General features: G+C 71.4%; 22 protein-coding genes and 1 pseudogene. 6 read left to right on the top strand and 17 right to left on the bottom strand.

Features of this window, described 5'->3' with window-relative positions; all coding sequences use genetic code 11:
- The first annotated feature begins 90 nt into the window (after positions 1-90).
- A complete protein-coding gene (locus tag ACWDR3_RS27155) occupies positions 91-348 on the top strand; it encodes a hypothetical protein (RefSeq protein WP_450355189.1) in 258 nt (85 codons plus the stop codon).
- 23 nt (positions 349-371) lie between these two features.
- Here the strand turns inward: ACWDR3_RS27155 and ACWDR3_RS27150 are convergent, their stop codons facing one another.
- From ACWDR3_RS27150 to infC, 10 genes and pseudogenes are all read right to left on the bottom strand, one after another.
- Positions 372-917, bottom strand: a complete 546-nt coding sequence (locus tag ACWDR3_RS27150) for an NUDIX hydrolase (protein WP_450355188.1) — start codon at positions 915-917, stop codon at positions 372-374.
- Between the two features lie 76 nt (positions 918-993).
- Entirely contained in the window at positions 994-2,334 is a 1,341-nt protein-coding gene (locus ACWDR3_RS27145) for a transcriptional regulator (protein WP_450355187.1), read from the bottom strand.
- 194 nt (positions 2,335-2,528) lie between these two features.
- On the bottom strand, positions 2,529-3,650 hold the full coding sequence (locus ACWDR3_RS27140; protein WP_450355186.1) for a PP2C family protein-serine/threonine phosphatase: 1,122 nt from the start codon (positions 3,648-3,650) through the stop codon (positions 2,529-2,531).
- Between the two features lie 239 nt (positions 3,651-3,889).
- Entirely contained in the window at positions 3,890-6,403 is a 2,514-nt protein-coding gene (gene pheT / locus ACWDR3_RS27135) for a phenylalanine--tRNA ligase subunit beta (RefSeq protein ID WP_450355185.1), read from the bottom strand.
- Positions 6,403-7,530 carry a phenylalanine--tRNA ligase subunit alpha gene (pheS, locus tag ACWDR3_RS27130; RefSeq protein WP_450355184.1) on the bottom strand — a complete coding sequence of 376 codons (1,128 nt, stop codon included), beginning with the start codon at positions 7,528-7,530 and terminating at the stop codon, positions 6,403-6,405. The genes pheT and pheS overlap by 1 nt, the downstream gene beginning before the upstream one ends.
- Before the next feature lie 165 nt (positions 7,531-7,695).
- Positions 7,696-8,835 carry an ATP-binding protein gene (locus ACWDR3_RS27125; RefSeq protein WP_450355183.1) on the bottom strand — a complete coding sequence of 380 codons (1,140 nt, stop codon included), beginning with the start codon at positions 8,833-8,835 and terminating at the stop codon, positions 7,696-7,698.
- A 55-nt stretch (positions 8,836-8,890) separates the two neighbouring features.
- On the bottom strand, positions 8,891-9,739 hold the full coding sequence (locus ACWDR3_RS27120; RefSeq protein WP_450355182.1) for a TrmH family RNA methyltransferase: 849 nt from the start codon (positions 9,737-9,739) through the stop codon (positions 8,891-8,893).
- A 193-nt stretch (positions 9,740-9,932) separates the two neighbouring features.
- A complete protein-coding gene (rplT, locus tag ACWDR3_RS27115) occupies positions 9,933-10,316 on the bottom strand; it encodes a 50S ribosomal protein L20 (protein ID WP_020938960.1) in 384 nt (127 codons plus the stop codon).
- Between the two features lie 101 nt (positions 10,317-10,417).
- Positions 10,418-10,612: a 50S ribosomal protein L35 gene (gene rpmI, locus ACWDR3_RS27110; RefSeq protein WP_019065473.1), complete on the bottom strand. Its 195-nt coding sequence runs from the start codon at positions 10,610-10,612 to the stop codon at positions 10,418-10,420.
- A 108-nt stretch (positions 10,613-10,720) separates the two neighbouring features.
- Positions 10,721-11,420, bottom strand: a pseudogene (gene infC / locus ACWDR3_RS27105) (translation initiation factor IF-3).
- Between the two features lie 336 nt (positions 11,421-11,756).
- Between infC and ACWDR3_RS27100 the strand changes: the two are divergent.
- Positions 11,757-12,113 (top strand): DUF1844 domain-containing protein, encoded by a 357-nt coding sequence (locus ACWDR3_RS27100; RefSeq protein WP_450355181.1) that lies wholly within the window; start codon positions 11,757-11,759, stop codon positions 12,111-12,113.
- A gap of 16 nt (positions 12,114-12,129) precedes the next feature.
- Here ACWDR3_RS27100 and ACWDR3_RS27095 read toward each other — a convergent pair whose 3' ends face one another.
- On the bottom strand, positions 12,130-12,861 hold the full coding sequence (locus tag ACWDR3_RS27095; RefSeq protein WP_450355180.1) for an SseB family protein: 732 nt from the start codon (positions 12,859-12,861) through the stop codon (positions 12,130-12,132).
- A gap of 150 nt (positions 12,862-13,011) precedes the next feature.
- Here ACWDR3_RS27095 and ACWDR3_RS27090 point away from each other — a divergent pair, with 150 nt between their 5' ends.
- On the top strand, positions 13,012-13,995 hold the full coding sequence (locus ACWDR3_RS27090) for a serine hydrolase (protein ID WP_450355179.1): 984 nt from the start codon (positions 13,012-13,014) through the stop codon (positions 13,993-13,995).
- Between the two features lie 28 nt (positions 13,996-14,023).
- Here the strand turns inward: ACWDR3_RS27090 and mycP are convergent, their stop codons facing one another.
- Positions 14,024-15,196, bottom strand: coding sequence for a type VII secretion-associated serine protease mycosin (mycP, locus tag ACWDR3_RS27085; RefSeq protein ID WP_450355178.1), 1,173 nt, complete (start codon positions 15,194-15,196; stop codon positions 14,024-14,026).
- On the bottom strand, positions 15,193-16,008 hold the full coding sequence (locus tag ACWDR3_RS27080; protein WP_450355211.1) for a hypothetical protein: 816 nt from the start codon (positions 16,006-16,008) through the stop codon (positions 15,193-15,195). The genes mycP and ACWDR3_RS27080 overlap by 4 nt, the downstream gene beginning before the upstream one ends.
- 2,228 nt (positions 16,009-18,236) lie before the next feature.
- Here ACWDR3_RS27080 and ACWDR3_RS27075 point away from each other — a divergent pair.
- The gene (locus ACWDR3_RS27075; RefSeq protein WP_450355177.1) at positions 18,237-19,439 is read left to right on the top strand and encodes an amino acid deaminase/aldolase; all 1,203 of its coding nucleotides are present in this window, start codon (positions 18,237-18,239) and stop codon (positions 19,437-19,439) included.
- Between the two features lie 22 nt (positions 19,440-19,461).
- Here the strand turns inward: ACWDR3_RS27075 and ACWDR3_RS27070 are convergent, their stop codons facing one another.
- The 4 genes from ACWDR3_RS27070 to ACWDR3_RS27055 are packed head-to-tail and all read right to left on the bottom strand — an operon-like array spanning position 19,462 to position 23,929.
- A complete protein-coding gene (locus ACWDR3_RS27070) occupies positions 19,462-20,343 on the bottom strand; it encodes a DUF2510 domain-containing protein (RefSeq protein ID WP_450355210.1) in 882 nt (293 codons plus the stop codon).
- A gap of 57 nt (positions 20,344-20,400) precedes the next feature.
- Positions 20,401-21,183 (bottom strand): 3-oxoacyl-ACP reductase, encoded by a 783-nt coding sequence (locus tag ACWDR3_RS27065; RefSeq protein ID WP_450355176.1) that lies wholly within the window; start codon positions 21,181-21,183, stop codon positions 20,401-20,403.
- Positions 21,180-22,553, bottom strand: coding sequence for an aldehyde dehydrogenase family protein (locus tag ACWDR3_RS27060; RefSeq protein ID WP_450355175.1), 1,374 nt, complete (start codon positions 22,551-22,553; stop codon positions 21,180-21,182). The genes ACWDR3_RS27065 and ACWDR3_RS27060 overlap by 4 nt, the downstream gene beginning before the upstream one ends.
- An 11-nt stretch (positions 22,554-22,564) precedes the next feature.
- Positions 22,565-23,929, bottom strand: a complete 1,365-nt coding sequence (locus tag ACWDR3_RS27055) for a glutamine synthetase family protein (RefSeq protein WP_450355174.1) — start codon at positions 23,927-23,929, stop codon at positions 22,565-22,567.
- Positions 23,930-24,023: 94 nt separating this feature from the next.
- Here ACWDR3_RS27055 and ACWDR3_RS27050 point away from each other — a divergent pair, with 94 nt between their 5' ends.
- On the top strand, positions 24,024-24,758 hold the full coding sequence (locus tag ACWDR3_RS27050) for a FadR/GntR family transcriptional regulator (RefSeq protein WP_450355173.1): 735 nt from the start codon (positions 24,024-24,026) through the stop codon (positions 24,756-24,758).
- Between the two features lie 54 nt (positions 24,759-24,812).
- Positions 24,813-25,505, top strand: a complete 693-nt coding sequence (locus ACWDR3_RS27045; protein ID WP_450355172.1) for a gamma-glutamyl-gamma-aminobutyrate hydrolase family protein — start codon at positions 24,813-24,815, stop codon at positions 25,503-25,505.
- The last annotated feature ends 217 nt before the right edge of the window (positions 25,506-25,722 follow it).

The raw sequence follows: 25,722 nt of genomic DNA, 5'->3' as shown, positions 1-25,722 counted from the left end.
CGCGCGCACACGCTCCCCTCGCGCCCACCAGGCGAGTTGACTCTTCATGCGCATGCAAGGGATGTTCCGACTACGGAAAGGAGCGGACTCGTGACCGCCGACCCCGAGCATCCCGTGGTCCATGGAGAACTCGCAGAGTTACGCCGCCGCCTCGACGTCGCCTACGCGCGCGTCGAGGGCGGGTTGGCGCTGCTCACTCATCGTACGGAGGAGACCGACAAGGAGATGGACGACCTGAGCGCCCGGATCGTCGCCCTCGAACACTCCCGCTGGCCGCTGCCCGCGGTCGCGGCGCTGACGGCGGTGGGCGCGCTCGTCGTGACGATCTGGCAGGCCCTGGGACATTGAAAGGCCAGGACCGGGTGGGGAGTTCAGCGCGGGCTGTCCTGGCCGAGCCTGAGATGGTGCAGCAGCAGTAACGCGGCCGCCATGTTGGCGGCCGGGACCTCCCCACGGGCGACCATGTCGGGGACGAGCTTGAGCGGGACCCACTCCCGGCGGTCGGACTCGAAGTCGTCCACGGGGTGCCCGATGTACTCGCCCTCGTCGGACCAGTAGATGTGGTGCCGGGCGTCGGTGAGCCCGTTGGAGGGCTCCACGGTCATGAGGTGGTGCAGGGGTCCCGGTCGCCAGCCGGTCTCCTCCTCCAACTCCCTGGCGGCCGCGTACGCGAGGTCCTCGCCGTCCTCGACGACGCCCGCCGCGAGTTCCCACCCCCAGCTGTCGGTGATGAAGCGGTGCCGCCAGAGCAGGAGCACCTCATTGGCCTCGTTGACGACCGTGGCCACGGCGACCGGCCGCAGCTTGATCAGGAAGTGGTCGAGATGCCGGCCGTCGGGCAGTTCGACATCTGCGAGGTTGACGCTGAACCAGCGATTTGAGTACACAGTTTGTTCGTTCTGTTTCGTCCACTGCACGGTTCTGCCACCTTCCGTCGAGTAAGTGGCAATATCGCAGCAGGAACGAAGACGTGTCGGTGATCATGGGCCGGGTCTACAGCGGTACGCGCAGCGCCCCGTCGATGAGTTCGGCGGCCTCGGCGGTGCCCGAACCGCCGCTGCGCACCAGGTGTTCGCGCACCGCGCGGAGTCTGTCGCGCAGCCGCTGGGACTCCATTCCGCGGGCCTGTTCGGCCATCTGCACGGCCGCGGCCACCGCCTTCTCGGCGTTTCCCTGGCGGAGTTCGATCGTGCTCAGCATGGCGAGCCGGTGCACCCGGCCGCGGTCGTGCGCCGGCTCACCGACGGCGGCTTCGGCATGCTCGCTCGCGGCCACGAGTTCGCCGAGGCTGAGCAGCGCCTCCGCCACCTGGACGTTGACCAGGCCCGGCTGGACATAGCCCGTCTCGTCGGGTTCGTACCCGCGCCGGATGCGTTCGGCGGCCGTCTCGGCACGCCGGATGCAGGACAGGGCGCTCGTGCCGTCGCCCAGGTGCGCGTACGCCTTGGCCTGCATCGCGTACAGGTCGGAGGCGAGCGCCGGGGTGATGTGCTTGCCGGCGGCCCGCAGCGCGGCCTCGGCGAAGGCGACGGCCTGCCGGTACTCCCGCATGAACAGCGCCTGGTTGACCAGCAGCGCGATGACATAGGCGCCAAGTCCCTGGTCCCCGCTGGCTTTCGCGAGCCGCAGCGCCTGGTGGAAGTAGCGCTGGGCCAGACCGTGCGCGTCCGAGTCGTACGCGCAGATGCCGGCGATCGCCACCAACCCGCCCGTGGCGCGGTGCAGTTGACGGCCCATCGCGTCGGTGTAGCTGCCGCGCAGCAGCGGGGCGGCCTCGGCGTTGAGGAAGCCGACGATCCGGGTGCGGGTCGCGATGCCACCGGCCTTGCGGTACATCTGCTCGTAGTGGGTGCGGGCTGCACGCAGCATGTCGAGGTCGCCGGCGGTGACCCGGTGCCGGCCGCCGCGGGAGACGTCCGTGTCCTCGGGCGGGTTCTCCCACTCCCACACGGGCATCACGGCGGGCGTGCCGGTGACGGCGGGGGCGCCCAGTATGTGCGGGCGCTGCTGCTCGTCGGAACGCCACAGGGCGGTGGCCCGCTCGACGAAACCGGAGAGGGAGGTGCCGTGCGGGGTCGACGGTTCGCCGGGGACGCCGAGGCCGATGTCGTCGAGGGTCACCGGCCGGTGCAGGCGCTGCGCGAGCACTTCGCAGATCAGGTCGGGGACTTGGCCGCGGGGGCGTTGGCCCTTCAACCACCTTGCCACTGCGGTGTGTTCGTACCGCAACGCGAGTCCGCGGGTGCGGCCCGCCTGGTTCACGTGGGCGGCGAGGCCGGCGTGCGAGATGCCTGCCTCGTCGAGGATCGCGTCTAGCAGAGTGTTGGGCTGCATGGATGACCCCCGGGTGCATCGGTGCGGACAGAGTAGTGCGGGGCCGTTCACACGGGGTGCGAATGGAGTGCCCGGATCCTTAGGGTGCGCGCTCTGTTGCTGAGAGTTGCTGGTCGGTTCACTGGAGTGCCTCGCCAGAGGCCTGCGGGGTCGCCGGCTCCCCCTCAAACAGTGCGGCGACCCTGCCGGGGCGACTAGACGCCGGGGGCTTGGAGGTGCGTTGTCGGGTGCGGGTGCGTTGTGGCTGGTCGCGCAGTTCCCCGCGCCCCTTTAGGGCGTAGGCGTTGCCGTTCGTTGCGAAGAGCCAGCAGCGCCACATCGTCCGTAGGAGCACCCGCGGTATGACGTAACAGAGCCGTGAAGACGGCACCCAAGAGCAACTGGGGTGCTGCCAGCGGGATTTCGTGGAGGGCCTCGGTGAGTACCCCCTCCAAGGGGAAGAAGTTGCCCCGGGCGTTTCTCGCGTCCTCGGCTCCGTCTGTGTAGAGGAACAGGGTTTCGTCCAGGAGCAGGGGGCCGCAGTGGAGGACCGGGAGTTCCGGTGGGAGGGGGAAGGGGCCGAGGGGTGGGAGGGGGTCCACTCTGGTCAGGTGTTCGACGCGGGGGCCGCTGAGGAGGTACGGCCAGGGGTGGCCGCAGTTGAGGGCGCGGATCTCGCCGTCGGGGCGGATCTCCAGGAGGAGGACGGTGACGAACTCCTCGGCGACCGGGTTGTCCGGTTCGAGGCCGGCGGAGGGGTGTTCGGCGCGGGCGCGTTCGCGCAGGTGACGGGCGAGGGCCCGGTCCAACTTCCGCAGGACGCAGCCGAGTTCGGGTTCGTCGTGGACGACCTCGCGGAACGAGCCGAGGACGGCGGCGACGGTGCTGATCGCGCCGATGCCGTGGCCCCGTACATCGCCCATGACCACACGTACACCGTGCTCGGTGGCGATGACCTCGTACAGGTCGCCGCCGACCACCGCGGCGCGGTCCGTGGCGAGTTGGGCGGCCGCGACGTTCAGGCCGTCGATGCGCGGGGGCAGCGGTCGCAGCAGGGCGCTCTGGGCGGCGCCCGCGACCCGGCGGACGGCCCTGAGCTCACGCATCAGCGCCTGCCGGACGTGGACTATCAGCCCGGTGCCGACGGCGAAGAAGACCGCGCTGGTGACGATCCGCGCCCCGATGCCGTTCTGCTGGGCGAGCGGACAGGCCAGTTTGTACGTGATCGCCATGGCGCCCCAGACCGTGGGCAGCCCCAGCGCGAGAACCCGGCGAAGTGGCCTCGGCTCCTCCTCGCGGACGGCCCGGCGGGACACCCCAGCCTTGATGCGGATCATGCCGATGGCCCCCCATTTAGGCCCTGACAGCGCAGATCGGACCGGCCCCGAAAGGCCGGTCCGATTCTGTCGACCGCATGGCCCGGGAGGACCAGATCGCCCAGGATTGTCACTCATATGAGTGACGTGACCGAGGGTGGCCGTTCAGGCCATGACCAAGGCTATGACCAAGGCCACGGGCCGAACAGCCATCGCCACAGCCGCCGTTGCGTCCGCCGTCGCAGCCACCGGCACGGTCGTCAACCGCGCAGTACCACTCCCGCCCGCTCCCCCGCGAGGGCGACCGCCGCGTCCCGGGCCGCCGAGGCCTCGTCGACCGTCAACGTCCGGTCGGCCGCGCGGAACCGCAGAGCGTAGGCCAGCGACTTGTTGCCCTCACCGAGCTGCTCGTCGTTCTCGTAGACGTCGAACAGCCGGATGGATTCCAGGAGTTCACCGGCGCCCTCGCGCAGCGCGGCCTCGACCTGGGCCGTCGGCACCTCGCGGGCGACGACGAGCGCGACGTCCTGCGTGGCGACCGGGAAGGAGGAGATCCGGGGTGCCTGCGGGGTGTCGTCGCCGACCGCCGCGAGCGCGTCCAGGTTCAGCTCCATGGCGCTGGTGCGCGCGGGCAGGCTCAGCGCCTTGATCACGCGCGGGTGCAACTCGCCCGCGTGGCCGACGACTTGCTCGACGCCGTCGGTGACGACCACGAGTTCGGCGGTCCGGCCGGGGTGCCACGGACCGTACTGGCCCTGGCGGACGACGAGTTCGGCGCCGGTCTCACGGGCGACCGCGCGGGCCGCCTCGACCGCGTCGGCCCAGTCGGCGGGCCGGCCCTTGCCCCACCAGCCGGCCTGCTCGCGGGCGCCCGCGAGGACGACGGCGACATGGCGCGGCTGCACGGGCAGAGCCGCGTTCAGCTCGGCGATCTCCTCGTCGGTGGGACGCCGGTCGACGGGCAGGGACACCGCGGTGTGCTGCTCCTCGGCCGGGTGGAAGACCAGCCCGGTTTCGAACAGCGCCAGGTCGTGCGCGCCCCGCCCGTCGTTGCGCCGCAGCGCGCCGAGCAGGCCCGGCAGCAGCGACGTACGCAGCGCGGGCTCCTCGTCGTTGAGCGGGTTGACGAGCTTGACCACGCGGCGGGCCGGGTCGTCGGCCGCCAGCAGCAGCTGGTCGAAGACCTGCTCGCCGACGAACGGGTAGTTCGGCGCCTCGACGTATCCGGCACCGGCGAGCACCCGGCCGACCCGGCGGTGCAGCCGCTGCCGACGGGTGAGGCCACGCCCGGCCGGGGGCCGGGGCAGTGTGGAGGGCAGGTTCTCGTAGCCCTCCAGGCGGATGACCTCTTCGGCCAGGTCGTTGATCGCGACCAGGTCGGGCCGCCAGGACGGCACGGTGACGATCAGCTCGTCCTGCCCGTAGACGTCGCAGCCGATCTCCTGGAGCCGGCGGACGACGGTCTCGCGGCCGTAGTCGACGCCCGCGACCTTGTCCGGGTGGTCGGCCGGGACGGCGATGGTGTGCGGCGCGGACGGCGCGCTGATCTCGGTGACGCCGGCCTCGGCGGTGCCGCCGGCGAGCAGCACGAGCAGGTCGACGGTGCGCTGCGCGGCGGCGGCCGCGGCCTGCGGGTCGACGCCCCGCTCGAAGCGCCGGGACGCCTCGGAGGACAGCTTGTGGCGGCGGGCGGTGCGGGCGATCGACACCGCGTCGAAGTGCGCGGCCTCGATCACGACGTCGCTCGTCGCGTTCTCGGTGTCCTCGTGGTCGGCGATCTCGGTGTTGGCGCCGCCCATGACGCCGGCGAGCCCGATGGGCCCGCGGTCGTCGGTGATGACCAGGTCCTCGGCGTGCAGGGTGCGCGTGACGCCGTCGAGGGTGACGAGCTTCTCGCCCTGCTCCGCGCGGCGGACCCCGATGGTGCCGTGGACCAGGCCGCGGTCGTAGGCGTGCAGCGGCTGGCCGAGCTCCATCATCACGTAGTTGGTGACGTCGACGGCGAGCGAGATCGGGCGCATGCCGACCTTCTGCACCCGGCGCTGGAGCCAGATCGGCGAGCGGGCCTCGGGGCTGAGGCCGGTGACCGTGCGGGCGGTGAAGCGGTCGCAGCCGACCGGGTCGGACACCTTCACCGGGTAGCCGAAGGCGTTGGGCCCGGGCACGTCCAGCAGCGCCGGGTCGCGCAGCGGCAGGCCGTAGGCGACGGCGGTCTCGCGGGCCACGCCGCGGATGGAGAGGCAGTCGCCGCGGTTGGCGGTGACGGCGATGTCCAGGACCTCGTCGACCAGTTCGAGGAGCTCGATGGCGTCCTTGCCGACCTCGGTCTCCGGCGGCAGCACGATGATGCCGTGGGTGCCGTCGTCGCCCATGCCCAGCTCGTCGCTGGAGCAGATCATGCCGTGGGAGGTCTTGCCGTAGGTCTTGCGGGCGGCGATCGCGAAGCCGCCGGGCAGCACGGCGCCCGGCAGGACCACGACGACCTTGTCGCCGACGGCGAAGTTCCGGGCGCCGCAGACGATCTCCTGCGGCTCACCGGTGCCGTTGGCCGTGCCGACGTCGACGGTGCAGAACCGGATCGGCTTCTTGAAGCCCTCCAGCTCCTCGATCGTCAGCACCCGGCCGACGACCAGGGGGCCCTTGAGGTCGGCGCCGAGGTGCTCGACGGTCTCCACCTCCAGGCCCGCCGAGATGAGCTTGGCCTGGACGTCACGGCCGGTTTCGGTCGCCGGCAGGTCGACGTACTCCCGCAGCCAGGAAAGCGGGACCCGCATCAGATCTCCATCCCGAACGGCCGGGTGAACCGGACGTCACCCTCGACCATGTCTCGCATGTCTTCGACGTTGTGGCGGAACATCAGCATCCGTTCGATGCCGAACCCGAAGGCGAATCCGCTGTACTTCTCGGGGTCCACACCGCAGGCGGTCAGCACCTTGGGGTTGACCATGCCGCAGCCGCCCAGCTCGATCCAGCCCTCGGAGGAGCAGGTGCGGCAGGGGCGGTCGGGGTTGCCGACGGACTCGCCCTTGCAGACGTAGCAGAGCATGTCCATCTCGGCGGACGGCTCGGTGAACGGGAAGAAGTTCGGCCGCAGCCGGGTCTTCATGCCCGCGCCGAACAGGGACTGGACCATGTGGTCCAGGGTGCCCTTGAGGTCGGCCATGGTGAGGCCCTCGTCGATGGCGAGCAGCTCGACCTGGTGGAAGACCGGGGTGTGGGTGGCGTCCAGCTCGTCGGTGCGGTACACGCGGCCGGGGCAGATCACGTAGACCGGCAGCTCGCGCTCCAGCAGGGAGCGGATCTGCACGGGCGAGGTGTGGGTGCGCAGCACGACACCGGACTCGGTGCCGCCACTGCCCGCCGGGCCCTGCACGAAGAAGGTGTCGGCCTCGCCGCGGGCCGGGTGGTCCGGGCCGATGTTCAGGGCGTCGAAGTTGAACCACTCGGCCTCGACCTCGGGGCCCTCGGCGACCTCGTAGCCCATGGCCACGAAGACGTCCTCGATGCGCTCCGAGAGGGTGGTCAGCGGGTGGCGGGCGCCGGCCGGCACGCGGTCGTAGGGCAGCGTGACGTCCACCGCCTCCTCGACCAGGACGCGCGCGTCGCGCTCGGCCTCCAGCTCGGCCTGGCGGCCGGCGAGCGCCTTGTTCACCGCGCCCCGGGCCTGGCCGACCAGCTTGCCGGCGGCGGCCTTGGCGTGCGGGGGCAGCGCGCCGATCTCGCGGTTGGCGAGGGCGAGCGGGGAGGTGCCGCCGGTGTGGGCGACCTTGGCCTCCTGGAGCGCGTCGAGGTCACCGGCGGCGGCGAAGGCGGCGAGCGCCTCGTCCCGCATGCGCTCGATCTCTTCCGGTTTCAAGGCCTCGACCTCTACAGGGTCGTACGACTTATTCGGTGCCGACATCTCTTCCCGTGCTTCCGGTTGGCTGGCGGATGGTCCCCGTCCCGACTCGGGGGGACGCGTCGTCCCTGAGACCTGATGAGACCTGAAACGGGGACGCAAAGGTGCCAAAGGCCGAGTCTAACGGGGGTGAGACAGGTGACCGCGCCCGTGGGGCCTCGTCGGCGGCTACTGGAGATACGCCGGGGTGCCCACGGGCAACGTAAATCGGAACTCGGCGCCGCCGCCGGGGGCGCGGCCGACCGTGATGGCGCCGCCGTGGGCTTCGACGATGCCCTTGACGATGTAGAGCCCGAGGCCCGTGCCGCCGCGCTTGCTGCCCCGCCAGAAGCGGGTGAAGACGCGGTTCATGGACTCCTCCGGGATGCCGGTGCCCTCGTCGCCCACGGTGACCGACGTGCCGGCGGCGTCCTCCCGCTCGCGCGGGGACGCCGAGGGCGTGATGTCGATGGTGACGGTTCCCTCTCCGTGGCGCACGGCATTTTCCAGCAGGTTGCTGAGCACCTGGTCGACCTTGTCCGGGTCGGCCCACAGCGCGGGCAACGGCTGCTCGATCCGCAGCAGGAACTTGTCGGCGGGCTGACCTGCGGCGACGTACGCCTGGATGTGCCGGCCGACGGCGGCGCCCATGTCGACGGGCTGGCGGCGCACCTCCAGGCGGCCGCTGTCGATCCGGGAGATGTCGAGCAGCTCGGCGATGAGCCGGGTGACACGGTCGGCGTCGGCGTCGACGGTCTCCAGCATCAGCCGCTTCTGGTCGTCGGTGAACCTCTCCCACTTGGCCAGCAGGGTGGCGGTGAAGCCCTTGACGGAGGTGAGCGGGGAGCGCAGTTCATGGGCGACGGTGGCGATCAGCTCGGCGTGGCTGCGCTCGGTGCGGCGGCGGGCCTCGGTGTCCCGCAGGGAGACGACGAAGCGCTGGACGGGTCCGGTGGGTTCGTCGCGCACATAGCGGGCGGAGACCAGGACCTCCCGGCCGCCGGGCAGCAGGAGGTTGCGCTCGGGCTGGCGGACCCGGGTGGCGAGGCCTCCGTAGGGGTCGGTCAGCTGCCACCAGCGGCGGCCTTCCAGGTCCTCTAACGGCAGGGCCTTCTCCAGCCGCCGGCCCAGGGCGTCCTCGGCACGGACGGCGGTGATGCGCTCGGCCGCCGCGTTGAAGCAGATGACCTGGCCGTGCTCGTCGGCGACGACCAGTCCGTCGGGCAGATCGTCGGGGTCGATGCCGAGCCCTGCGGGGCCGCCGTGCGGGGGCACGGGTCCGGGCCGCACGTCACGTGCTCCCCGCGCCCTGCTCGTGCCGACGCTCATATCCCCGTATCCCGCCTTTCAACCGGCGCAGGTGGCTCCCGAGCTGGTCACCCTACTAGCTCTCGGTGACGGAGCGGCACCCTCCGGAGGCGCGCTGTGCACGGGCCGACGCATAGAGACATACGGCGGCGGCGGTGGCGAGGTTCAGGCTCTCGGCCTTCCCGTGGATCGGAACCCGCACCACGGCGTCCGCGAGCACGCGGGTCTCCTCCGGCAGCCCCCACGCCTCGTTCCCGAACACCCACGCGGTCGGCCCGCCCATGGTCCCCTGGTCCAGCTCGTCGTCGAGATCGTCGGTCCCGGCCCCGTCGGCCGCGAGGATCCGCACCCCGATCCCCTTCAGCCCGGCCACGGCCTCCTCGACGGGAACGCCGACGGCGACAGGCAGATGAAAGAGAGACCCGACGGAAGCCCGAACAGCCTTGGGGTTGTAGAGATCCACAGAAGCATCGGTCAGTACGACGGCCTCGGCCCCGGCGGCATCGGCACACCGCAGGACGGTCCCGGCGTTCCCGGGATCCCGCACATTCGCGAGCACGGCGACCAACTTGGGCCGAGCGGCGAGGATTTCATCGAAGGGCGTATCAAGAAACCGACAGACCCCGACAAGCCCCTGCGGGGTGACGGTAGTTGAGATGTCGGCGATGACCTGCTCGTCGGCGAGATGCACCCGGGCCCCGACATCCCGCGCCTCACCGACGATGTCGGCGTACCGCTCCGCGGCCTCGACGGTGGCGAACAACTCGACCAGCGTGTCCCCGAACCCGGCCGCCTCCCGCACAGCCTGCGGCCCCTCAGCGAGAAACAGCCGCTCCTTCCCCCGAAAATTCCGCCGAGCGAGCCGCCGGGCGGCGGAGACGCGGGGGGAACGGGGGGAGATCAACTCGGGGCTGACGGGAGACATCCAACTCACTTTCCGTACCAGTTACTCCGCCGCATGCTTGTCTCCGCCGCAATCTTTTCTCCGCCGCGACGGCGATCAACCACGACGGCGGTCAACGGCGGTGCCGAACGATCCCGCACCACTCAACGCAATGGACCCGCAGGCAGAAACCCACGGGTCCACACAGTGACGCCGGCCAAAGCCAGCGCAGCGATCACGCAGCCTTGGGCGCGTTGACGTCGCTCGGCAGAGCCTTCTGCGCGACCTCGACGAGCGCGGCGAACGCGTTCGCGTCGTTCACGGCCAGCTCGGCGAGGATCTTGCGGTCGACCTCGACGTTGGCAGCCTTCAGACCCTGGATGAAGCGGTTGTAGGTGATGCCGTTGGCGCGGGCAGCGGCGTTGATGCGCTGGATCCACAGCTGGCGGAAGTCACCCTTGCGCTTCTTGCGGTCGTTGTAGTTGTAGACCAGCGAGTGGGTGACCTGCTCCTTGGCCTTGCGGTACAGGCGCGAACGCTGACCGCGGTAGCCGGAGGCGGCTTCGAGGATCGCCCGGCGCTTCTTGTGGGCGTTGACTGCCCGCTTGACGCGTGCCACTTGTTAACTCCTTGTAGCGGGGCCGTGGTTGGACTCACACGGCCCGGAATCGATGGGGTCCCGGTCCAGACGTACGGCGCTCAACCGGAGCGCCGCGTACGTCACTTGCCGAGAAGCTTCTTGATCTTCTTGGCGTCGCCCGGGGCCATCTCGGCGTTGCCGGTGAGGCGACGCGTCACGCGGGACGACTTGTGCTCGAGCAGGTGGCGCTTGCCGGCACGCTCACGGAGCACCTTGCCGGAGCCGGTGATCTTGAAGCGCTTGCTGGCACCGCTGTGCGACTTGTTCTTCGGCATAGCGCCGTTGTCTCCTCGTCGGTGGCACTCCGGTGCCCGGTCGTGAAAACCGGGCACGGTGGAGCGTCGTGTGTATCGGTTACGTCCTGGGGACTCGCGTCCCCGGGATCACGCCTCGGCGGTCGCCTCGGCCGGAGCCTCGACGGATTCCTCGGCGAGCTCGCCTTCGGCGAGGTCGGTCTCCGCGGCGTTCTGCGACTTGCCGGGGTTGGCCTTCGCTTCTGCCTTGCGGGCTTCCTGCGCCTGGCGGGCCTCGGCCATCGCCTCGGTCTTCTTCTTGTGCGGACCGAGAACCATGATCATGTTTCGGCCGTCCTGCTTCGGGTTCGACTCGATGAACCCGAGGTCCTGGACGTCCTCCGCGAGACGCTGCAGCAGTCGGTAGCCCAACTCGGGCCGGGACTGCTCGCGACCACGGAACATGATCGTGATCTTGACCTTGTCGCCCTGCTTGAGGAACCGGACGACGTGACCCTTCTTGGTGTCATAGTCGTGCGGGTCGATCTTCGGCCGGAGCTTCATCTCCTTGATGACCGTGTGCGCCTGGTTCTTGCGCGCCTCACGGGCCTTCATGGCCGACTCGTACTTGAACTTCCCGTAGTCCATGAGCTTGCACACGGGCGGACGGGCGTTCGCCGCGACCTCGACCAGGTCCAGGTCGTACTCCTGCGCAAGCTCCAGTGCCTTGGCCAGCGGGACAATGCCCACCTGCTCGCCACTGGGACCGACAAGTCGCACCTCGGGAACGCGAATCCGGTCGTTGATGCGGGGCTCGGCGCTGATGGATCCTCCTCGGTTAGCACCACACGGCGGTCTGGCGGACAGCCGCGTTTGTCTTTTGACAGACCTAACCGCGCCAAGGCACAAAAAATGCCCCGGACGATCACAAGGCGGGGCTCCAAGCACTACCGGAGCACCGCCGCGAGGGATCGCGGGGCGCACTTTCGGGCGACTCCATCGTCCGTACGGAACGATGGCGGCCGCCTGACCGGGGTGACCCGCCGTCCCGAAGGACAGCCGGGTGGGAGATCGGAGCCTCCACTTGTGGGCCGGACACATAAGCATCCGGCCGGTCGTCACACAAGGTTAGCAGCTACCAGGGGGTGGTGCGAATCGGCGTGCGCCGCGCTCTAGTGTGTGGCGTATGAGTGACACCCCTGCCGACTCCCCCGGCTTCGACGAGATGACCCGTGACATCGCCGAGGTCCCCGCCGTCGAGGTGATCGTGACGGTCGCCGTGAACCTGATGAGCGCCGCCGCGGTGAAGCTCGGTCTCACCGAGGAGGGCGACAAGTACAAGGACCTGGACGAGGCCCGCAAGCTGGTGCACGCCCTGGCCGGTCTGCTGGACGCGAGCGCGACCGAGATCAGCTCCTTCCACGCCGCGCCCCTGCGGGACGGCCTGAAGTCGCTCCAGCTGGCCTTCCGCGAGGCGTCCCTCGTCAAGGACGAGCCGGGCCAGGGCCCGGGCGAGAAGTACACGGGCCCGATCTACGGCTAGCCCCTCCTGCACACCCTTATCCCCGTACGTACAAGGGCTCGCCCGGTGGCGTCGCCCCGGCCGGCAGAAGTGCCAGGTCGAGGCCGCGGACCAGGCGGGCCCTGAGTGTTTCCGAGGCGGCGAGCCGCTCGGCGACCGCGCGGGCGGCCTCGGCCGGGGCGGCGGACTGATCGAGTACGAGGGCCAGGGTGCCGTCGGCCTGTCCGGGCCCGAGGTGGGCGCGCAGCACGGCCGGCTCGGCGGCGACCGCGGTGCGTACCGCCTCCCGTACGGCCGGATCGGCGAGCGGGTCGGCCGTCGTACGCCCCTCGGCAAGCGCCCGCAGCGCGGCCCCCGTCAGCTCGTACGGCACCGGTCCCGCCAGGTCGAGGACGACGGTGTCGGCCTTCTCGTGCGCGGCGGCCTGCAACGCCTGGTGCAGGGGTACGGCGACGGGGCGGGCCTCCGGGTCCCAGCGGGCCAGCGTCTCGGTGGAGGTGAAGGCGGGCAGGGCGGTGCGGCCGCCGGCCTTCAGGGTCGGCACGGCCATGTCGCTGGTCTTCTCGCGGCGCAGCCCGTTCTCGTCCTCCTCGACCTCGCCGAGCACGGCGACGACGGGGACCAGGAGCCGGGCGTTCGCCAGCGCCGCCAGGACGGGTCCGACGGCACTACGGTCCTCGGCCCAGGCCGCGAGCGCCGCGCTCAGCCGGGGGTCGGCGGAGCCGTCGTCGTCGGAGAAGCCGGGGTCGGGAATGTTCTTGTTCGCCACGGTCATCGACCCTATAGGGGGGATGCTGCTGGGCTTGTGCGGGCCCGGAAACCTGGCCGACACCGCTTTCACGGGTTTCTCAGATATCCCTGACACACATCTAACGTGCGTCTAACGGCCCGCACAGTCACCGCGACGAGCATCGCGAGCATGGAGTCCTCCAGAGCCCGCGGCCGCCGTGCCCGCCCGTCCCGGACGCGCCCGCTGCTGTACACCGCCCTGGCTGCCGTCACGATCGTCGGCGGTACGGCGGCGGGGACCGTCTACGTGAAGGCCCAGGCGCACACCGGTACGAGCCCCGTATCGTCGACGGCGCTGCCGTCGGCCACCTCCTCGGCCTCGGCGGACGGGGAGGAATCGGTGGAACCCGTGGCGGAGCCGACGGTCGATCTGGACGCCCTGCTGGCGAAGGCCATGAAGTCCGTGGCCGTCACGGGCGACGCGAAGGTCTCGGTGGCGGTGCTGGACGTGGATTCCGGCGACAGCGCCACGTACGGGGACGGTTCCTTCGACACGGCGAGCATCGTCAAGGTCGACATCCTGGCGGCGCTGCTGCTCCAGCACCAGGAGGCGGGGACACGGCTGACCGCGCAGGAGAAGACGTACGCCACCTCGATGATCGAGAACAGCGACAACGCCTCCGCGTCGGCGCTGTGGGACATCATCGGGAAGGCCGGTGGCCTCGACGCGGCGAACAAGACGCTCGGGCTCACCGACACCGAGGGCGGCGACGGGGCGCTGTGGGGGCTCACCCAGACCACGGCCGCGGATCAACTCACCTTGTTGCAGCAGGTGTTCGGGGACGACTCGGAACTGAGCGAGGCCTCACGGACGTATCTGCAGGGGCTGATGGGTGAGATAGCCACCGATCAGCACTGGGGGGTGTCGGCCGCGGCCGACGGCTCCAAGTGGGCGTTGAAGAACGGCTGGCTGGCCCGGAGCACGACCGGTCTGTGGGACATCAACAGCATCGGGCGGGTGACGGCGACGGACGGTCACGAGTATCTGGTGGCCGTGCTGTCGAAGGGCAACTCGACGCAGGCGAAGGGGATTTCGCTGGTCGAGGCGGCAGCGAAGGCGACGGTGTCGGTGTTCGCCGGGAAGACCTCGGCCTCGGCGTCACCCCAGGTCTAGAGGCCTTCGCGCCTGGAAGTCCCCGGAACTAGAAGTCCTCTTCCCGGGGTCGGCGTCCGCGCCACACGACAACGCCCGCGACGAGCAGCAGACCGCCGGCGCCACCGGCCAGCGGGGCCGCCCAAGTGCTCGTGTCGTCATCGGACTTGGGGGCGTCCGGCCCCGGACCGAAGTACTTCTCCCCGTACGAAGCTGCCTTGAGGCCCTCCGGCTTGAGCGCGCCGGCCGCCTTGATGGCCGCGGCCGGGTCGATCATGCCGAAGCCGCGGGAGTCGTCGCGGCCGCCCGTGGGGGCGTCGGTGGCGGTGTCCTCCAGGAGCTTCTTGACCTGGGCCGGGGTCAGCCCCGGGTGGGCCGCCTTGATGAGGGCGACGGCTCCTGAGACGAAGGCGGAGGCGGCGCTGGTCCCCCAGCCCTCGTAGTACCGGTGGTCGGGGTCGGCGATGACGATGTTGACGCCCGGCGCGCTGACCGTGGCGTACCAGCGGCGGGTGGAGAACGCGGCGCGGGTGCCGTAGCGGTCGACGGCGGTCGCGGCGATGACGCCGGGGTAGGCGGCCGGGTAGGAGACGTGGTCGCCCTTCTCGCCGCCGTTCCCGGCGGAGGCGACGACGGTCACGCCCTTCTTGAGGGCGTACTGGACGGCCTCGTCCTCGGTGGGTTCGGGGTGTGCGGAGGCGGAGTCGTCTCCGAGGGAGAGGTTGATGACGTCGGCGCCGTGGTCGGCGGCCCAGCGGATGCCTTCGGCGAGGGCGTTGCCGCGGGTGCTGCGGGCCTTGGCGCGGGCGGAGTCGCCGTCCTCCAGGATCACGCGGACGGGGAGGATCTTCGCCTCGGGGGCGATGCCGAGGACTCCGTCGGCGTTGCCGGGGCCGTGTCCGTGGCCGGCGATGATGCCGGCCATGGCGGTGCCGTGCCGGGCCCAGGCGCGGTCGCCCTCCTTGGCACCGAAGCCGATCATGTCCTGGGTCGGGAGCACGTTGCCGACGAGGTCGGGGTGGTCGGTCTCGACGCCGGTGTCGAGGACGGCGACGGTGACGCCCTTGCCCTTGGTGGTCTGCCAGGCCTGCTGGGTGTGCAGGGCGTCGAGGGCCCACTGCTGGGCGCGGATGCCGTCGGCGTGCGCGGCGGTGGAGGGTATGAGGGCGAGGGACGCGGCGAGCAGCACGCTCAGCGCCCCGGCCCTGCTGCGGCGCGTCATGAGGGCTGCTCCGAGGCGGGGCTGCTCACGTCCTTGCGCAGGGCACGTTCGACACGGTCGGCGAGGCCCTGGGCCTCGTGGCCGAGGCCGGCCTGGGCGGGGGGCGTGGTGGCGCCGGACTTCATGGCTTCCTCGGCGGGCTGCGGGGTGTCGACGCTGCGGCCGTCGGACCAGCCGGAGACGGCATAGGCGACGACGGGGGCGTCGGTGAGGACGGACACGGTCCAGGAGGCACGCTGCTTGCTGCCGAAGCCTGCGGCGACGGTGCCCTTCGCGGCGTACGGGAGGGGCATGAGGTCGGTACGACGGCCCAGGCCCTCGCGCTGGAAACGGGAGGCGAGGGACTTCATGCCGACGGCGTCCGCCTTGGTGAACAGCAGTCCCACGGTGGTGACGAAGCTCTGGGTGGCGTCGGTGTAGGTGGCGCGCAGCAGCCGCTGGCACCCGACGGGCGCGAGCACCTTCTTGAGCAACGGGTCGAAGGCGTTCTGACAGCCACTGTCCGGCGCGACGGCGATCCGGGTCCAGGTCCGGTCGGCCCCACCGGGCCCGGCACCCTGCCCCTGCACGGTGGTCGGGAACAACCGGTCGACGGGCACGCTGTGCCACAACCCGGCGGCGGCGCTGAACGTATCCCGCGTACCCCCGTCCCCCGAGTCCCCGACCAGCCAACTCCCGGTCACCGCACCGCCGATGAGCCCAAGCCCCAGCACCATGCAAACGGCGACGGCGGCGATCCGCGGCGGTATCCGCACCCCCAACGGCCGCGCCCGCACCCGCTCGTCGTACCCCTCGGGCTCCCCGAACGACACGACCGGCCTGCCGGCCCCCGGCGCGACGGGCGCACTCCAGTTCAGAGCGGGATCGGGAGCGACCCCGACGGGCCCGTCCGCTCGCGGCGGGTCCGTCGGCACGGGGGGAACTGGTGAGGGCGGGGCGCTGTGGGAGTAGAGCGAGTCGTCGGAGACGGGACTGGCAACCGGCCCGGATCCTGGGCGGGCGCCCAGCCCGGATCGCGAGGTGTCGGCGGAGTCCGAGGCCGGCACCGGACGACCGGCCGACGCCGAAGCGGTGGCTGAGCCGGGGGCGGAGGCCGGGCGGGAAGGCGAGGGCGGATACGGGACGTCGCCGGACGCGGAACCCGGACGGCTCTCCGGTCGCGGAGGCGCTGCCGGCCCCGACGGGCGGCCGGCGTCAGTGGGGGTCGAACCCTGCCGGGGGCCCGGAGTCGCATACGGGGTATGAGTCGGATCCCCCGGCACAGGGCGGGAACTTCCGCTCGAACCCGGAGCACGGCCGGTCCCGGCAGGGGCAGAACCCTGACGGGAAGGCGGGGGCGAGTACGGGGCGCCGGCCTCGTCGCCGGGTGCGGAACCCGGGCGGGCGGTACGCGCCGAAGGCACCGACTGGCCAGGGGTGCGAGTTGGATCGGCCGACGGGGATCCCGAACGGGCGCCCGGGTCCGAAGGCGCGGGTCGGCTCGGGGGCCGGGTGGGCGGCGGGGTGGCCGGAGCCGGTGGCCTGGTCGAGGGCCTGGGGCCGGACGTGGGTGGCTCGGGGCGGCGGGGCTGGTCGGAGGCGGTGGTGTCGCGGCGGGCGGCTGATTCGTCCGACGGCTCCGTGGGGCGCAGCCGCCTCGTGGTGTCCTGGCCGGTTTCGGCCGACGTGGGGTACGTCAGGCGGAACGGCGGCGTGGGGCGGTTGCTCGGACGGGGGGGCACAGCGGGGGCCGGCGGAGCGCCCGGCACCGTCCGGCCCTGGGTACCCGCGCCCTGTACGCCCGTGCCTTGTACGCCCGCGCCCTGCGCGGTGCTGCCCGGCGTCGACGTGCCCGGCACGCTCGTATCCCTGGCGTCGGCGCCACGCGAGGAGCTGCCTCTCGGCTCGCCCGGCGACGGGACACCCGCATCCCTCACGCCCCGCGCGTCAGCGCTCTGGGCGGTGCCGGTCGGCGCGGCCGTTTCCCTGCCATCGGCACTCCGCGGTGGAACGCCCTGGGGCGAGGCACCTCGCGCGCCGCCCCGCGACGGCGTGCCGACCTCGTCCCGGCCGGGGTCGCCGGCGGGCGGTGGTGGGACGTCCGGGAAGCGGGCGGAAGCCTGGGGTGGGGGGAGGGGCGCGGCGCCCGGGTTCTGCGGGGAGCGCAGGTTCGGGAAGTGCAGATGGGGCGGTGAAGGGGCGGGCGCGGAACGGTCCGCGTCGGGCTGCGCGGTGCCGTTGGCTCGGTGGCGCGGTGAGGTGCGGGGGGAGGCGGGCTCGCCGTCCCGTGATTCGCTCCCGGTGCCGCCGTCCGTCTCCATCCGCGCGCTCGTGTTCCTGGAACCCGGACGTTCCGCGAAGGCGTCGAAAGGTCGGCTTCCTCGCCAGGGGGACCAGACGCCGCCGGAGCCGCCCGCGGCGGCCGACGTACCCGGAGCGGACCCCCGGGATCCTCGCGATCCGCCGGCTTCCGTGGCCGAGGAGGTCCCGTCCATCGCTCCCCACTCGTTGCCCGAAGCCCCGCCCGCGGCACTCCATCCACTCACGGAACCCGGAGTCGAAGCCCCGCCCGAGGCCTCACCGCCCGGCTCGGCAGCACCCCATGTGCTCCCGGCACCCGGCTCCGAGGCGCTCCACGCGTCCCCCGCACCCGGCGTCGAAGCCCGGTCCGACGACCCTGCCCCCGCCTCTGTCGGCGCCGTGCCGTTCTCATGAGTCGGTGAGGGGTCGCCCGGGGGCGTGCGGCGCGGAGGGTTGGAGGCGTGCCGCGCTTCCGTGCTCATGCACCCCCCGTTTCCTCGCGCCCGGGCCGACTACTCTTACGCACCCCGTCGCCGTCCTGCTCAACGCCCGGTCAAGGCGTCGGCACGTCCGTCCCGGACACGCATACCCGCACGGAAGGACCGACATCCCGGCGCGGTGGTGACCCGGCGCGTTCCGCCATGCGTGCGCGTCACTCTACGGGTTGACCCGCGCGGAGCGGGAACCAGTCGCCGCCCACGGGGCTTCTGCCCGGAACGTCCCCCTACCCTGCGGTAATCCTGTCTGGCAGGCTTCGTTCATGACTGCGCGCTCCGCCGACAGGGCCCGTTACGACCGGGCCACCGCCCATCTCGACGCCCCTCTCGCCATCGTGGACCTGGACGCCTTCGACGCCAACGCGGACGACCTCGTCCGCCGCGCCGGCGGCAAGCCGATCCGCGTCGCCAGCAAGTCCGTACGCTGCCGGACCCTGCTGGAACGCGCCCTGGCGAAGGACGGCTTCGCGGGCATCATGTCCTTCACCCTGGCCGAGTCCCTGTGGCTGGCGCGCTCCGGCTTCGACGACGTCCTGCTCGCCTACCCCTCCGCCGATCGCGCCGGCTTCGCCGAACTGGCCGCCGACCCCAAGCTCGCCGCCGCCGTGACCGTCATGATCGACGACCCGGCCCAGCTCCGGCTCATCGACGAGGCGCGCGGTGGCGGACGCGAAGTCATCCGCGTCTGCCTGGAGTTGGACACCTCGCTGAAGCTGCTCGGCGGCCGGGTACGGATCGGCGCCCGCCGTTCCCCGCTGCACTCCCCCGCCCAAGTCGCCGACGTGGCAAGGGCGGTGACCCGGCGGCCGGGGTTCAAGGTCGTCGGGATCATGGCGTACGAGGGTCATATCGCGGGTGTCGGGGACGACATCGCGGGACGGCCGATGCGTTCGCGTGCCGTCCGGCTGATGCAGGCCACCGCCCGCCGTGAGCTGGCCGAGCGGCGTGCCGAGGTGGTGCGGGCGGTCCGGGCCGTCGTGCCCGACCTGGAGTTCGTCAACGGCGGTGGCACGGGCAGCGTCCAGACCACCGCTGCCGAGGGCGCGGTGACCGAGATCGCGGCCGGCTCGGGGTTGTACGTCCCGCGGCTGTTCGACAACTACACGTCCTTCACCGGCCGTCCGGCGGCCCTGTTCGCCATGCCCGTCGTCCGCAGGCCCGGCGTCGGTGTCGTGACGGTGCTCGGCGGCGGCTACCCGGCTTCGGGCGCGGCCGGCGCCGACCGGCTCCCGGTGCCGTACCTGCCGGAGGGGCTGCGCTACGACCCCCAGGAAGGGCCCGGCGAGGTCCAGACGCCGCTGCTGGGCTCGCCCGCCGACGATCTGCTGCTCGGCGACAAGGTGTGGTTCCGGCACGCCAAGGCCGGCGAGTTGTGCGAGCGGTTCGACGTGCTGCATCTCATCGAGGGGGACGCGGTCACGGCGACCGTCCCGACGTACCGTGGCGAAGGCCACACCTTCCTGTAGGTCAACTCCACGTCGGTCAGGGTCAGTTCGTCGGGCCGATGCTGCTGCCCACCCCGCCGCCCGTGCCCGCGTCGTCGACGGACCGGATGCCCTCGGTGATCCGGTCCATGTCGGCGAGCGGCGGCCCGTCCGCGCCCGCGTCGAAGACGAAGCGGACGAGGACCGGCGACTCGGTGCCGACGCTCGCGGGGAAGGCGAGGGACTCCACGTAACCGCCCGGGCCCTTGGCGGTCTTCACGCGCCAGCGCACGAAGTACCCGGCACGTCCGGCCACCGCGACCTGGCCCGCTTTCACCAACTGGTGTGATGTCAGGCCGCCGTAGGGGCGCCGACCGATCTCGTCACGGTCGTAGGCGTCGTCCGCCGCCTCCGATATGTCCTGCTCGGCGAGGGTCTTCGGGGACGTCTCCGCGTTGGCGGTCACCGTGCGCGAGATGACCAGGCCGTGCCGGCACAGGCCCGCGTCGCCCGGGCAGTCGTAGGTGCCGGGTGTGGTCATGACGACGTCGTCCTGCGAGACGTACTGCGGCCTGACCCAGCCGTCGGGCAACGGCAGCGTGATGCCGTTGAGTTGGTCCACCACGACGGACGGGTCGGCGGCGGACGGCGAGGGGGACGGGCTGTCGCTCGTCGGCGTCGAGGAAACAGTCGTCGGCGCGGTCTGGGCCTGCGCGCCGTCCCCGTCGTCGTCCTGGCCCATGAAGAACGCGCCCGTGACGATCGCCGCGACGAGCACGGCCCCGGCCGCGGTGATCGCGACGACCTTCGCCCGGCCGGTACCCGCGCCGGGCCCCGGTACGGGGGCCTCGGGCGCCTGCCAGTGCTCGGTCCAGGCCGTGCCGTCCCACCAGCGTTGCAGGTGAGGGGCCGACGGGTCGGGGTACCAGCCGGGCGGGGGCGACATGCTCATTCCGCCACCCTAGGACGGGTGGCGGAGGGCGTACACGGCGGCCGGACGTTCCTACAGGGGTGTGACGTACGCCCCCGAGATACCGCCGTCCACCAGGAAGTCGGTGGCGTTGACGAAGGACGAGTCGTCGCTGGCCAGGAAGGCGACGGCGGCGGCGATCTCGTCGGCCTCCGCGAACCGGCCGACCGGGATGTGGACGAGCCGGCGGGCGGCCCGCTCGGGGTCCTTGGCGAACAGCTCCTGGAGCAGCGGGGTGTTCACCGGCCCCGGGCACAGCGCGTTCACGCGGATACCCTCCCGCGCGAACTGCACGCCCAGCTCACGGGACATGGCCAGTACGCCGCCCTTGGACGCGGTGTAGGAGATCTGCGAGGTCGCCGCGCCCATCCGCGCCACGAAGGACGCCGTGTTGATGATGGACCCCCTGCCCTGCTGCCGCATGTACGGGATCGCGGCCTTGCAACACAGGTAGACCGACGTGAGGTTGACCTCCTGGACGCGCTTCCAGGCCTCAAGTCCCGTCTCCAGAATGGAGTCGTCGTCGGGCGGCGAGATGCCCGCGTTGTTGAAGGCGATGTCGACGCTGCCGTAGGTGTCGAAGGCCGCCTTGAAGAGGGCCTCGACCTGCTCGGGGTCGGTCACGTCGACCTTCACGAAAAGGCCGCCGACCGCGTCGGCGGCCGCCTTCCCGCTGGTCTCGTCGACGTCTCCGCAGACGACGTGCGCGCCCTCGGAGGCGAGCCTGCGGGCGGTGGCGAGGCCGATGCCGCTGCCGGCTCCGGTGATGACGGCGGTACGGCCGACGAGTCGACGGCAGACAGTCTGTTCGGTCACTGTGCGGGGCCCTCCGTGCTGATGAAGACGTTCTTTGTCTCGGTGAAGGCGGTCAGGGCGTCCGGGCCCAGCTCGCGGCCGATGCCGGACTGCTTGTAGCCGCCGAAGGGGGTCCAATAGCGGACGCTGGAGTGGGAGTTGACGGACAGGTTGCCGGCCCGGACGGACTGCGAGACCCGCAGGGCGCGGCCGAGGTCGCGGGTCCAGATGGAGCCGGCGAGGCCGTAGGGGGTGTCGTTGGCGAGGCGGATCGCGTCGGCCTCGTCGGTGAAGGGCAGCAGGACGGCGACCGGGCCGAAGATCTCCTCGCGGGCCGCCTCGGAGTCGGGCCGCTCCCCGGTGAGGACGGTCGGCGCGAACCAGAAGCCGGGCCCGTCGGGCGCACTGCCGCGCAGGGCCTGGGCGTCGTCCGGCACGAACGACCGTACGCGGTCCAGCTGTTGACGGGAGATCAGCGGTCCCATCTGGGTCTTCTCGTCGGCCGGGTCGCCCACGACGACGCCGGCCAGCGCGTCGGCGAGCAGTGCGTGCACCTCGTCGTACACGGACTCCTGGACCAGGATGCGGGTGCGGGCGCAGCAGTCCTGGCCGGAGTTGTCGAGGAACGAGAACGGGTCGACGGCGGTGGGGAGATCGGCGTCGGCGAAGACGATGTTGGGGCTCTTGCCGCCGAGTTCGAGGGTGACCGGCTTGACCAGGCGGGCGCAGCGCTCCATGACCTCGCGGCCGGTGCGGGTGGAGCCGGTGAACACGATCTTCGCCACGCCGGGGTGGTCGACGAGAGCGCGCCCCGCGGTGTGGCCGTGACCGGGCAGGACCTGGAACAGTCCCTCCGGCAGCCCTGCCTCCAGGGCGAGTTCGGCCAGTCGCAGGGCGGTGAGCGGGGTCGTCTCGGCGGGCTTGAGGACGACCGCGTTGCCGGCGGCGAGCGCGGGGGCGGTGCCCCAGGCGGCGATCGGCAGCGGGAAGTTCCAGGGCGCGATGACTCCGACGACACCCAGCGGTTCGAGGATGGTGACGTCGAGGCCGCCGGCGACCGGGATCTGACGCCCACTCAGGCGCTCCACTCCCCCGGCCGCGTAGGCGAGCAGATCACGGACGTTGCCGGCCTCCCAACGGGCGTTGCCGAGCAGGTGACCCGCCTCGCGTACCTCCAACCGGGCCAGTTCCTCGACGTGTTGGTCCACCACGTCCGCGAACCGGCGCAGCTGGCGGGCCCGGTCGGCGGGCGGGAGCGCGGCCCACTTCGCCTGTGCCGCGGCGGCGCGCACGACGGCCGCGTCCACGTCGGCCGCGGTGGCGGCGGGGACGGTCGCGACGACCTCTTCCGTCGCCGGATTGAGAACCGTCAGCTCATGCTCGTACGACAACTCGGGACCTCTCACAGACGTTCGAAGGAGCGGCGCAGCTCCCAGTCGGTGACCGCTGCGTCGAAGGCGTCCAGCTCGACGCGGGCCATGTTCCGGTAGTGGGCGACGACTTCGTCGCCGAAGGCGGCGCGGGCGATCGGGCTGTTCTCCCAGATCTCGGCCGCCTCGCGGAGGTTGGTGGGGACGTGCGCGTAGTCGGCGCTGTAGGCGTTGCCCGCGCAGGCCTCGGGCAGCTCCAGCTTCTGCTCGATGCCGTGGAGCCCGGCCGCGACGAGCCCCGCCACCGCGAGGTAGGGATTCACGTCCCCGCCGGGCAGCCGGTTCTCGAACCGCATGGAGCGGCCGTGCCCGACGACCCGCAGCGCGCAGGTGCGGTTGTCGTAACCCCAGGCGACGGCGGTCGGGGCGAACGAGCCCGGCTGGAACCGCTTGTAGGAGTTGATGTTGGGCGCATAGAGCAGCGAGAAATCTCTCAGCGCGGCCAACTGCCCGGCGAGGAAGTACCGCATGACCTCGGACATCCCGTCGGACCCGGTCCCGGCCATGGCGTTGTTGCCGGCCGCGTCCGCGAGGGAGAGGTGGATGTGACAGGAATTGCCTTCGCGCTCGTTGTACTTGGCCATGAAGGTGATCGACACGCCCTCCTGGGAGGCGATCTCCTTGGTGCCGGTCTTGTAGATCGCGTGCTGGTCGCAGGTGACCACGGCGTCGTCGTAGCGGAAGGCGATCTCGTGCTGACCGGGATTGCACTCGCCCTTGGCGGACTCGACGGTCAGCCCGGCGGCGCCCATCTCATTGCGGATCCGACGCAGCAGCGGCTCGATCCGCCCGGTGCCGAGCACGGAGTAGTCGATGTTGTACTGATTGGCGGGCGTCAGCCCCCGGTAATTCGCGTCCCAGGCCGCCTCGTAGGTGTCCTTGAAGACGATGAACTCCAGCTCCGTGCCGACCTGGGCGGTGAAGCCGTGTTCGGCGAGGCGCTCCAGCTGGCGTCGGAGGATCTGGCGGGGGGCGGCGACCACCGGGGAGCCGTCGTTCCAGGCGAGGTCGGCGATGAGCATGGCCGTACCGGCGTTCCAGGGCACCCGGCGGAGGGTGGACAGGTCGGGATGCATGGCGAAGTCGCCGTATCCCCGGTCCCAGGAGGACATCGCATAGCCCTCGACGGTGTTCATCTCGGTGTCGACGGCGAGGAGGTAGTTGCAGCCCTCGGTGCCGTGGTGGAGGACCTCGTCGAGGAAGAAGCGGGCGGCGAACCGCTTGCCCTGGAGGCGCCCTTGCATGTCGGGGAAGGCCAGGACGACAGTGTCGATCTCACCGCCGGCGACGAGGGCGTGCAGCTCCTCGACGCCGAGCGGGGGTGTGCGGTCTGCCACGGAAAGCTCCTTCGGCTTCTTCGCGCTTCTTCGGCCGGGCCGGAAGCCATAAGGTATTGCCGAGAACCATTGCTTGGGAAGGGGGTGCGGTGGGATGTCGGTGGATCCGGAGGGCGACCTGGAGGACCGATTGACGCCGGTGCTGCGGCCGGTGCGGGCGGGGAACGGTTTCGAGGAGGCCCTGGAACAGATCCTGCAGGTCGTACGGCTGGGCCTGGTGCCCGGGGGCGAGCGGCTGCCGGCCGAGCGGGAACTGGCGGAGCGGCTGGGGATCAGCCGGGTGACCCTGCGCGAGGTGCTCAAGGTGCTCCAGGACCAGGGGCTCGTGGAGTCGCGGCGGGGGCGGTACGGCGGGACGTTCGTACTGCCGAAGTCGGACGCGGGGGGCGAGGACGAACTGCGCCGGCGGAGCACCGAGGTCGACATAGAGGACGTACTGCGCTTCCGGGAGGTGTTGGAGGTCGGGGCGGCGGGCCTGTGCGCGACGCACGGCCTGACGCCGGACCAGTCGGACCGCCTGCGCGAGGCGCTGTCCCGCACGCACGACGCTCCGCTGGCGGACTACCGCCGCCTGGACACCATGCTCCACCTCACCCTCGCCGAGCTGTGCGGCTCGCCGACGCTGACCGCGCAGTACGCGGCGGTACGGGCCACGGTGAACGACCTCCTCGACTGCATCCCGCTCCTCGTCCGCAACCTCGAACACTCCCAGCGTCAGCACAGCGCGCTGGTCGAGGCGGTACTGGACGGGGACGCGGATGGGGCGCGGGAGATGATGCGGGAGCACTGCGGGGGCACTGCGGCGCTGCTCAGGGGCTTCTTGGCGTAGGTATTTAAAGGTAGTGATTTAAAGGTAGTGAACTGCACCTTTTAGGGAGGGTCCGTGACCGGACGACGGCCACTGATCGGCGTGAGTACGTATCTGGAGTCCGGCGCGCGCTGGGGTGTGTGGGAGCTGGAGGCGGCGCTGCTGCCGGCCGGCTACCCACGGCTCGTCCAGCAGGCGGGCGGCTTGGCGGCGATGCTCCCGCCGGACGCGCCGGAGCATGCGGCGGCGGCCGTGTCCCGCCTGGACGGGCTGGTGATCGCGGGGGGCCCGGACGTGGAGCCGTCGCGCTATGGCGCGGAGCGGGAACCTCGTACGGGGCCGGCGGCGTCGGCGCGGGACGCGTGGGAGCTGGCTCTGGTGGACGCGGCTCTCGCTGCGCGAGTGCCGTTGCTGGGGATCTGTCGGGGGATGCAGGTGTTGAACGTGGCCCTGGGCGGGACGCTGGTCCAGCACATCGACGGTCACGCGGAGGTTCCGGGGGTGTTTGGCCGACACTCGGTGAAGCCGGTGCCGGGGACGCTGTACGCGTCCGCCGTCCCGGAGGAGACGTCCGTACCGACCTTCCATCACCAGGCGGTGGATCGGTTGGGGGCGGGGTTGGTGGCGTGTGCTTACGCGGGGGACGGGACGGTGGAGGCGGTGGAGCTGCCGCGGGGGTCCGGGTGGGTGCTGGGGGTTCAGTGGCATCCGGAGATGGGGGAGGACTTGAGGGTGATGCGGGCGCTGGTGGAAGCGGCAACGCAATAACTTTCTTCGCCCCCGCCGCCCCTACCCGTCCCATCCCTGGGGGCTGTCGCCCCCAGACCCCCGCTTCGGCCTGAACGGCCTCGTCCTCAAACGCCGGACAGGCTGAGTGGTGCGGACCCTGGCTTTCAAGCTCCGGTCCGCACAATCCAGCCCCTCCGGCGTTTGAGCCAAGGGGCAGCCCCAGTCGCGGGTGCTGTGCGCGCTCGGCATCCGCGGC

The organism is Streptomyces sp. NPDC001002, from assembly GCF_053599215.1.
Note: the sequence above shows the minus strand (reverse complement) of the source record. Positions and strands in the feature narration are given on the sequence as shown.

What these genes read in the sequence shown, in the direction of transcription:
- ACWDR3_RS27145 (WP_450355187.1), bottom strand. Translation starts at nt 2,334, where the DNA reads ATGCAGCCCAACACTCTGCTAGACGCGATCCTCGACGAGGCAGGCATC.
- ACWDR3_RS27140 (WP_450355186.1), bottom strand. Translation starts at nt 3,650, where the DNA reads ATGATCCGCATCAAGGCTGGGGTGTCCCGCCGGGCCGTCCGCGAGGAG.
- pheT (WP_450355185.1), bottom strand. Translation starts at nt 6,403, where the DNA reads ATGCGGGTCCCGCTTTCCTGGCTGCGGGAGTACGTCGACCTGCCGGCG.
- pheS (WP_450355184.1), bottom strand. Translation starts at nt 7,530, where the DNA reads ATGTCGGCACCGAATAAGTCGTACGACCCTGTAGAGGTCGAGGCCTTG.
- ACWDR3_RS27125 (WP_450355183.1), bottom strand. Translation starts at nt 8,835, where the DNA reads ATGAGCGTCGGCACGAGCAGGGCGCGGGGAGCACGTGACGTGCGGCCC.
- ACWDR3_RS27120 (WP_450355182.1), bottom strand. Translation starts at nt 9,739, where the DNA reads ATGTCTCCCGTCAGCCCCGAGTTGATCTCCCCCCGTTCCCCCCGCGTC.
- rpmI (WP_019065473.1), bottom strand. Translation starts at nt 10,612, where the DNA reads ATGCCGAAGAACAAGTCGCACAGCGGTGCCAGCAAGCGCTTCAAGATC.
- ACWDR3_RS27100 (WP_450355181.1), top strand. Translation starts at nt 11,757, where the DNA reads ATGAGTGACACCCCTGCCGACTCCCCCGGCTTCGACGAGATGACCCGT.
- ACWDR3_RS27090 (WP_450355179.1), top strand. Translation starts at nt 13,012, where the DNA reads ATGGAGTCCTCCAGAGCCCGCGGCCGCCGTGCCCGCCCGTCCCGGACG.
- mycP (WP_450355178.1), bottom strand. Translation starts at nt 15,196, where the DNA reads ATGACGCGCCGCAGCAGGGCCGGGGCGCTGAGCGTGCTGCTCGCCGCG.
- ACWDR3_RS27075 (WP_450355177.1), top strand. Translation starts at nt 18,237, where the DNA reads ATGACTGCGCGCTCCGCCGACAGGGCCCGTTACGACCGGGCCACCGCC.
- ACWDR3_RS27070 (WP_450355210.1), bottom strand. Translation starts at nt 20,343, where the DNA reads ATGTCGCCCCCGCCCGGCTGGTACCCCGACCCGTCGGCCCCTCACCTG.
- ACWDR3_RS27050 (WP_450355173.1), top strand. Translation starts at nt 24,024, where the DNA reads ATGTCGGTGGATCCGGAGGGCGACCTGGAGGACCGATTGACGCCGGTG.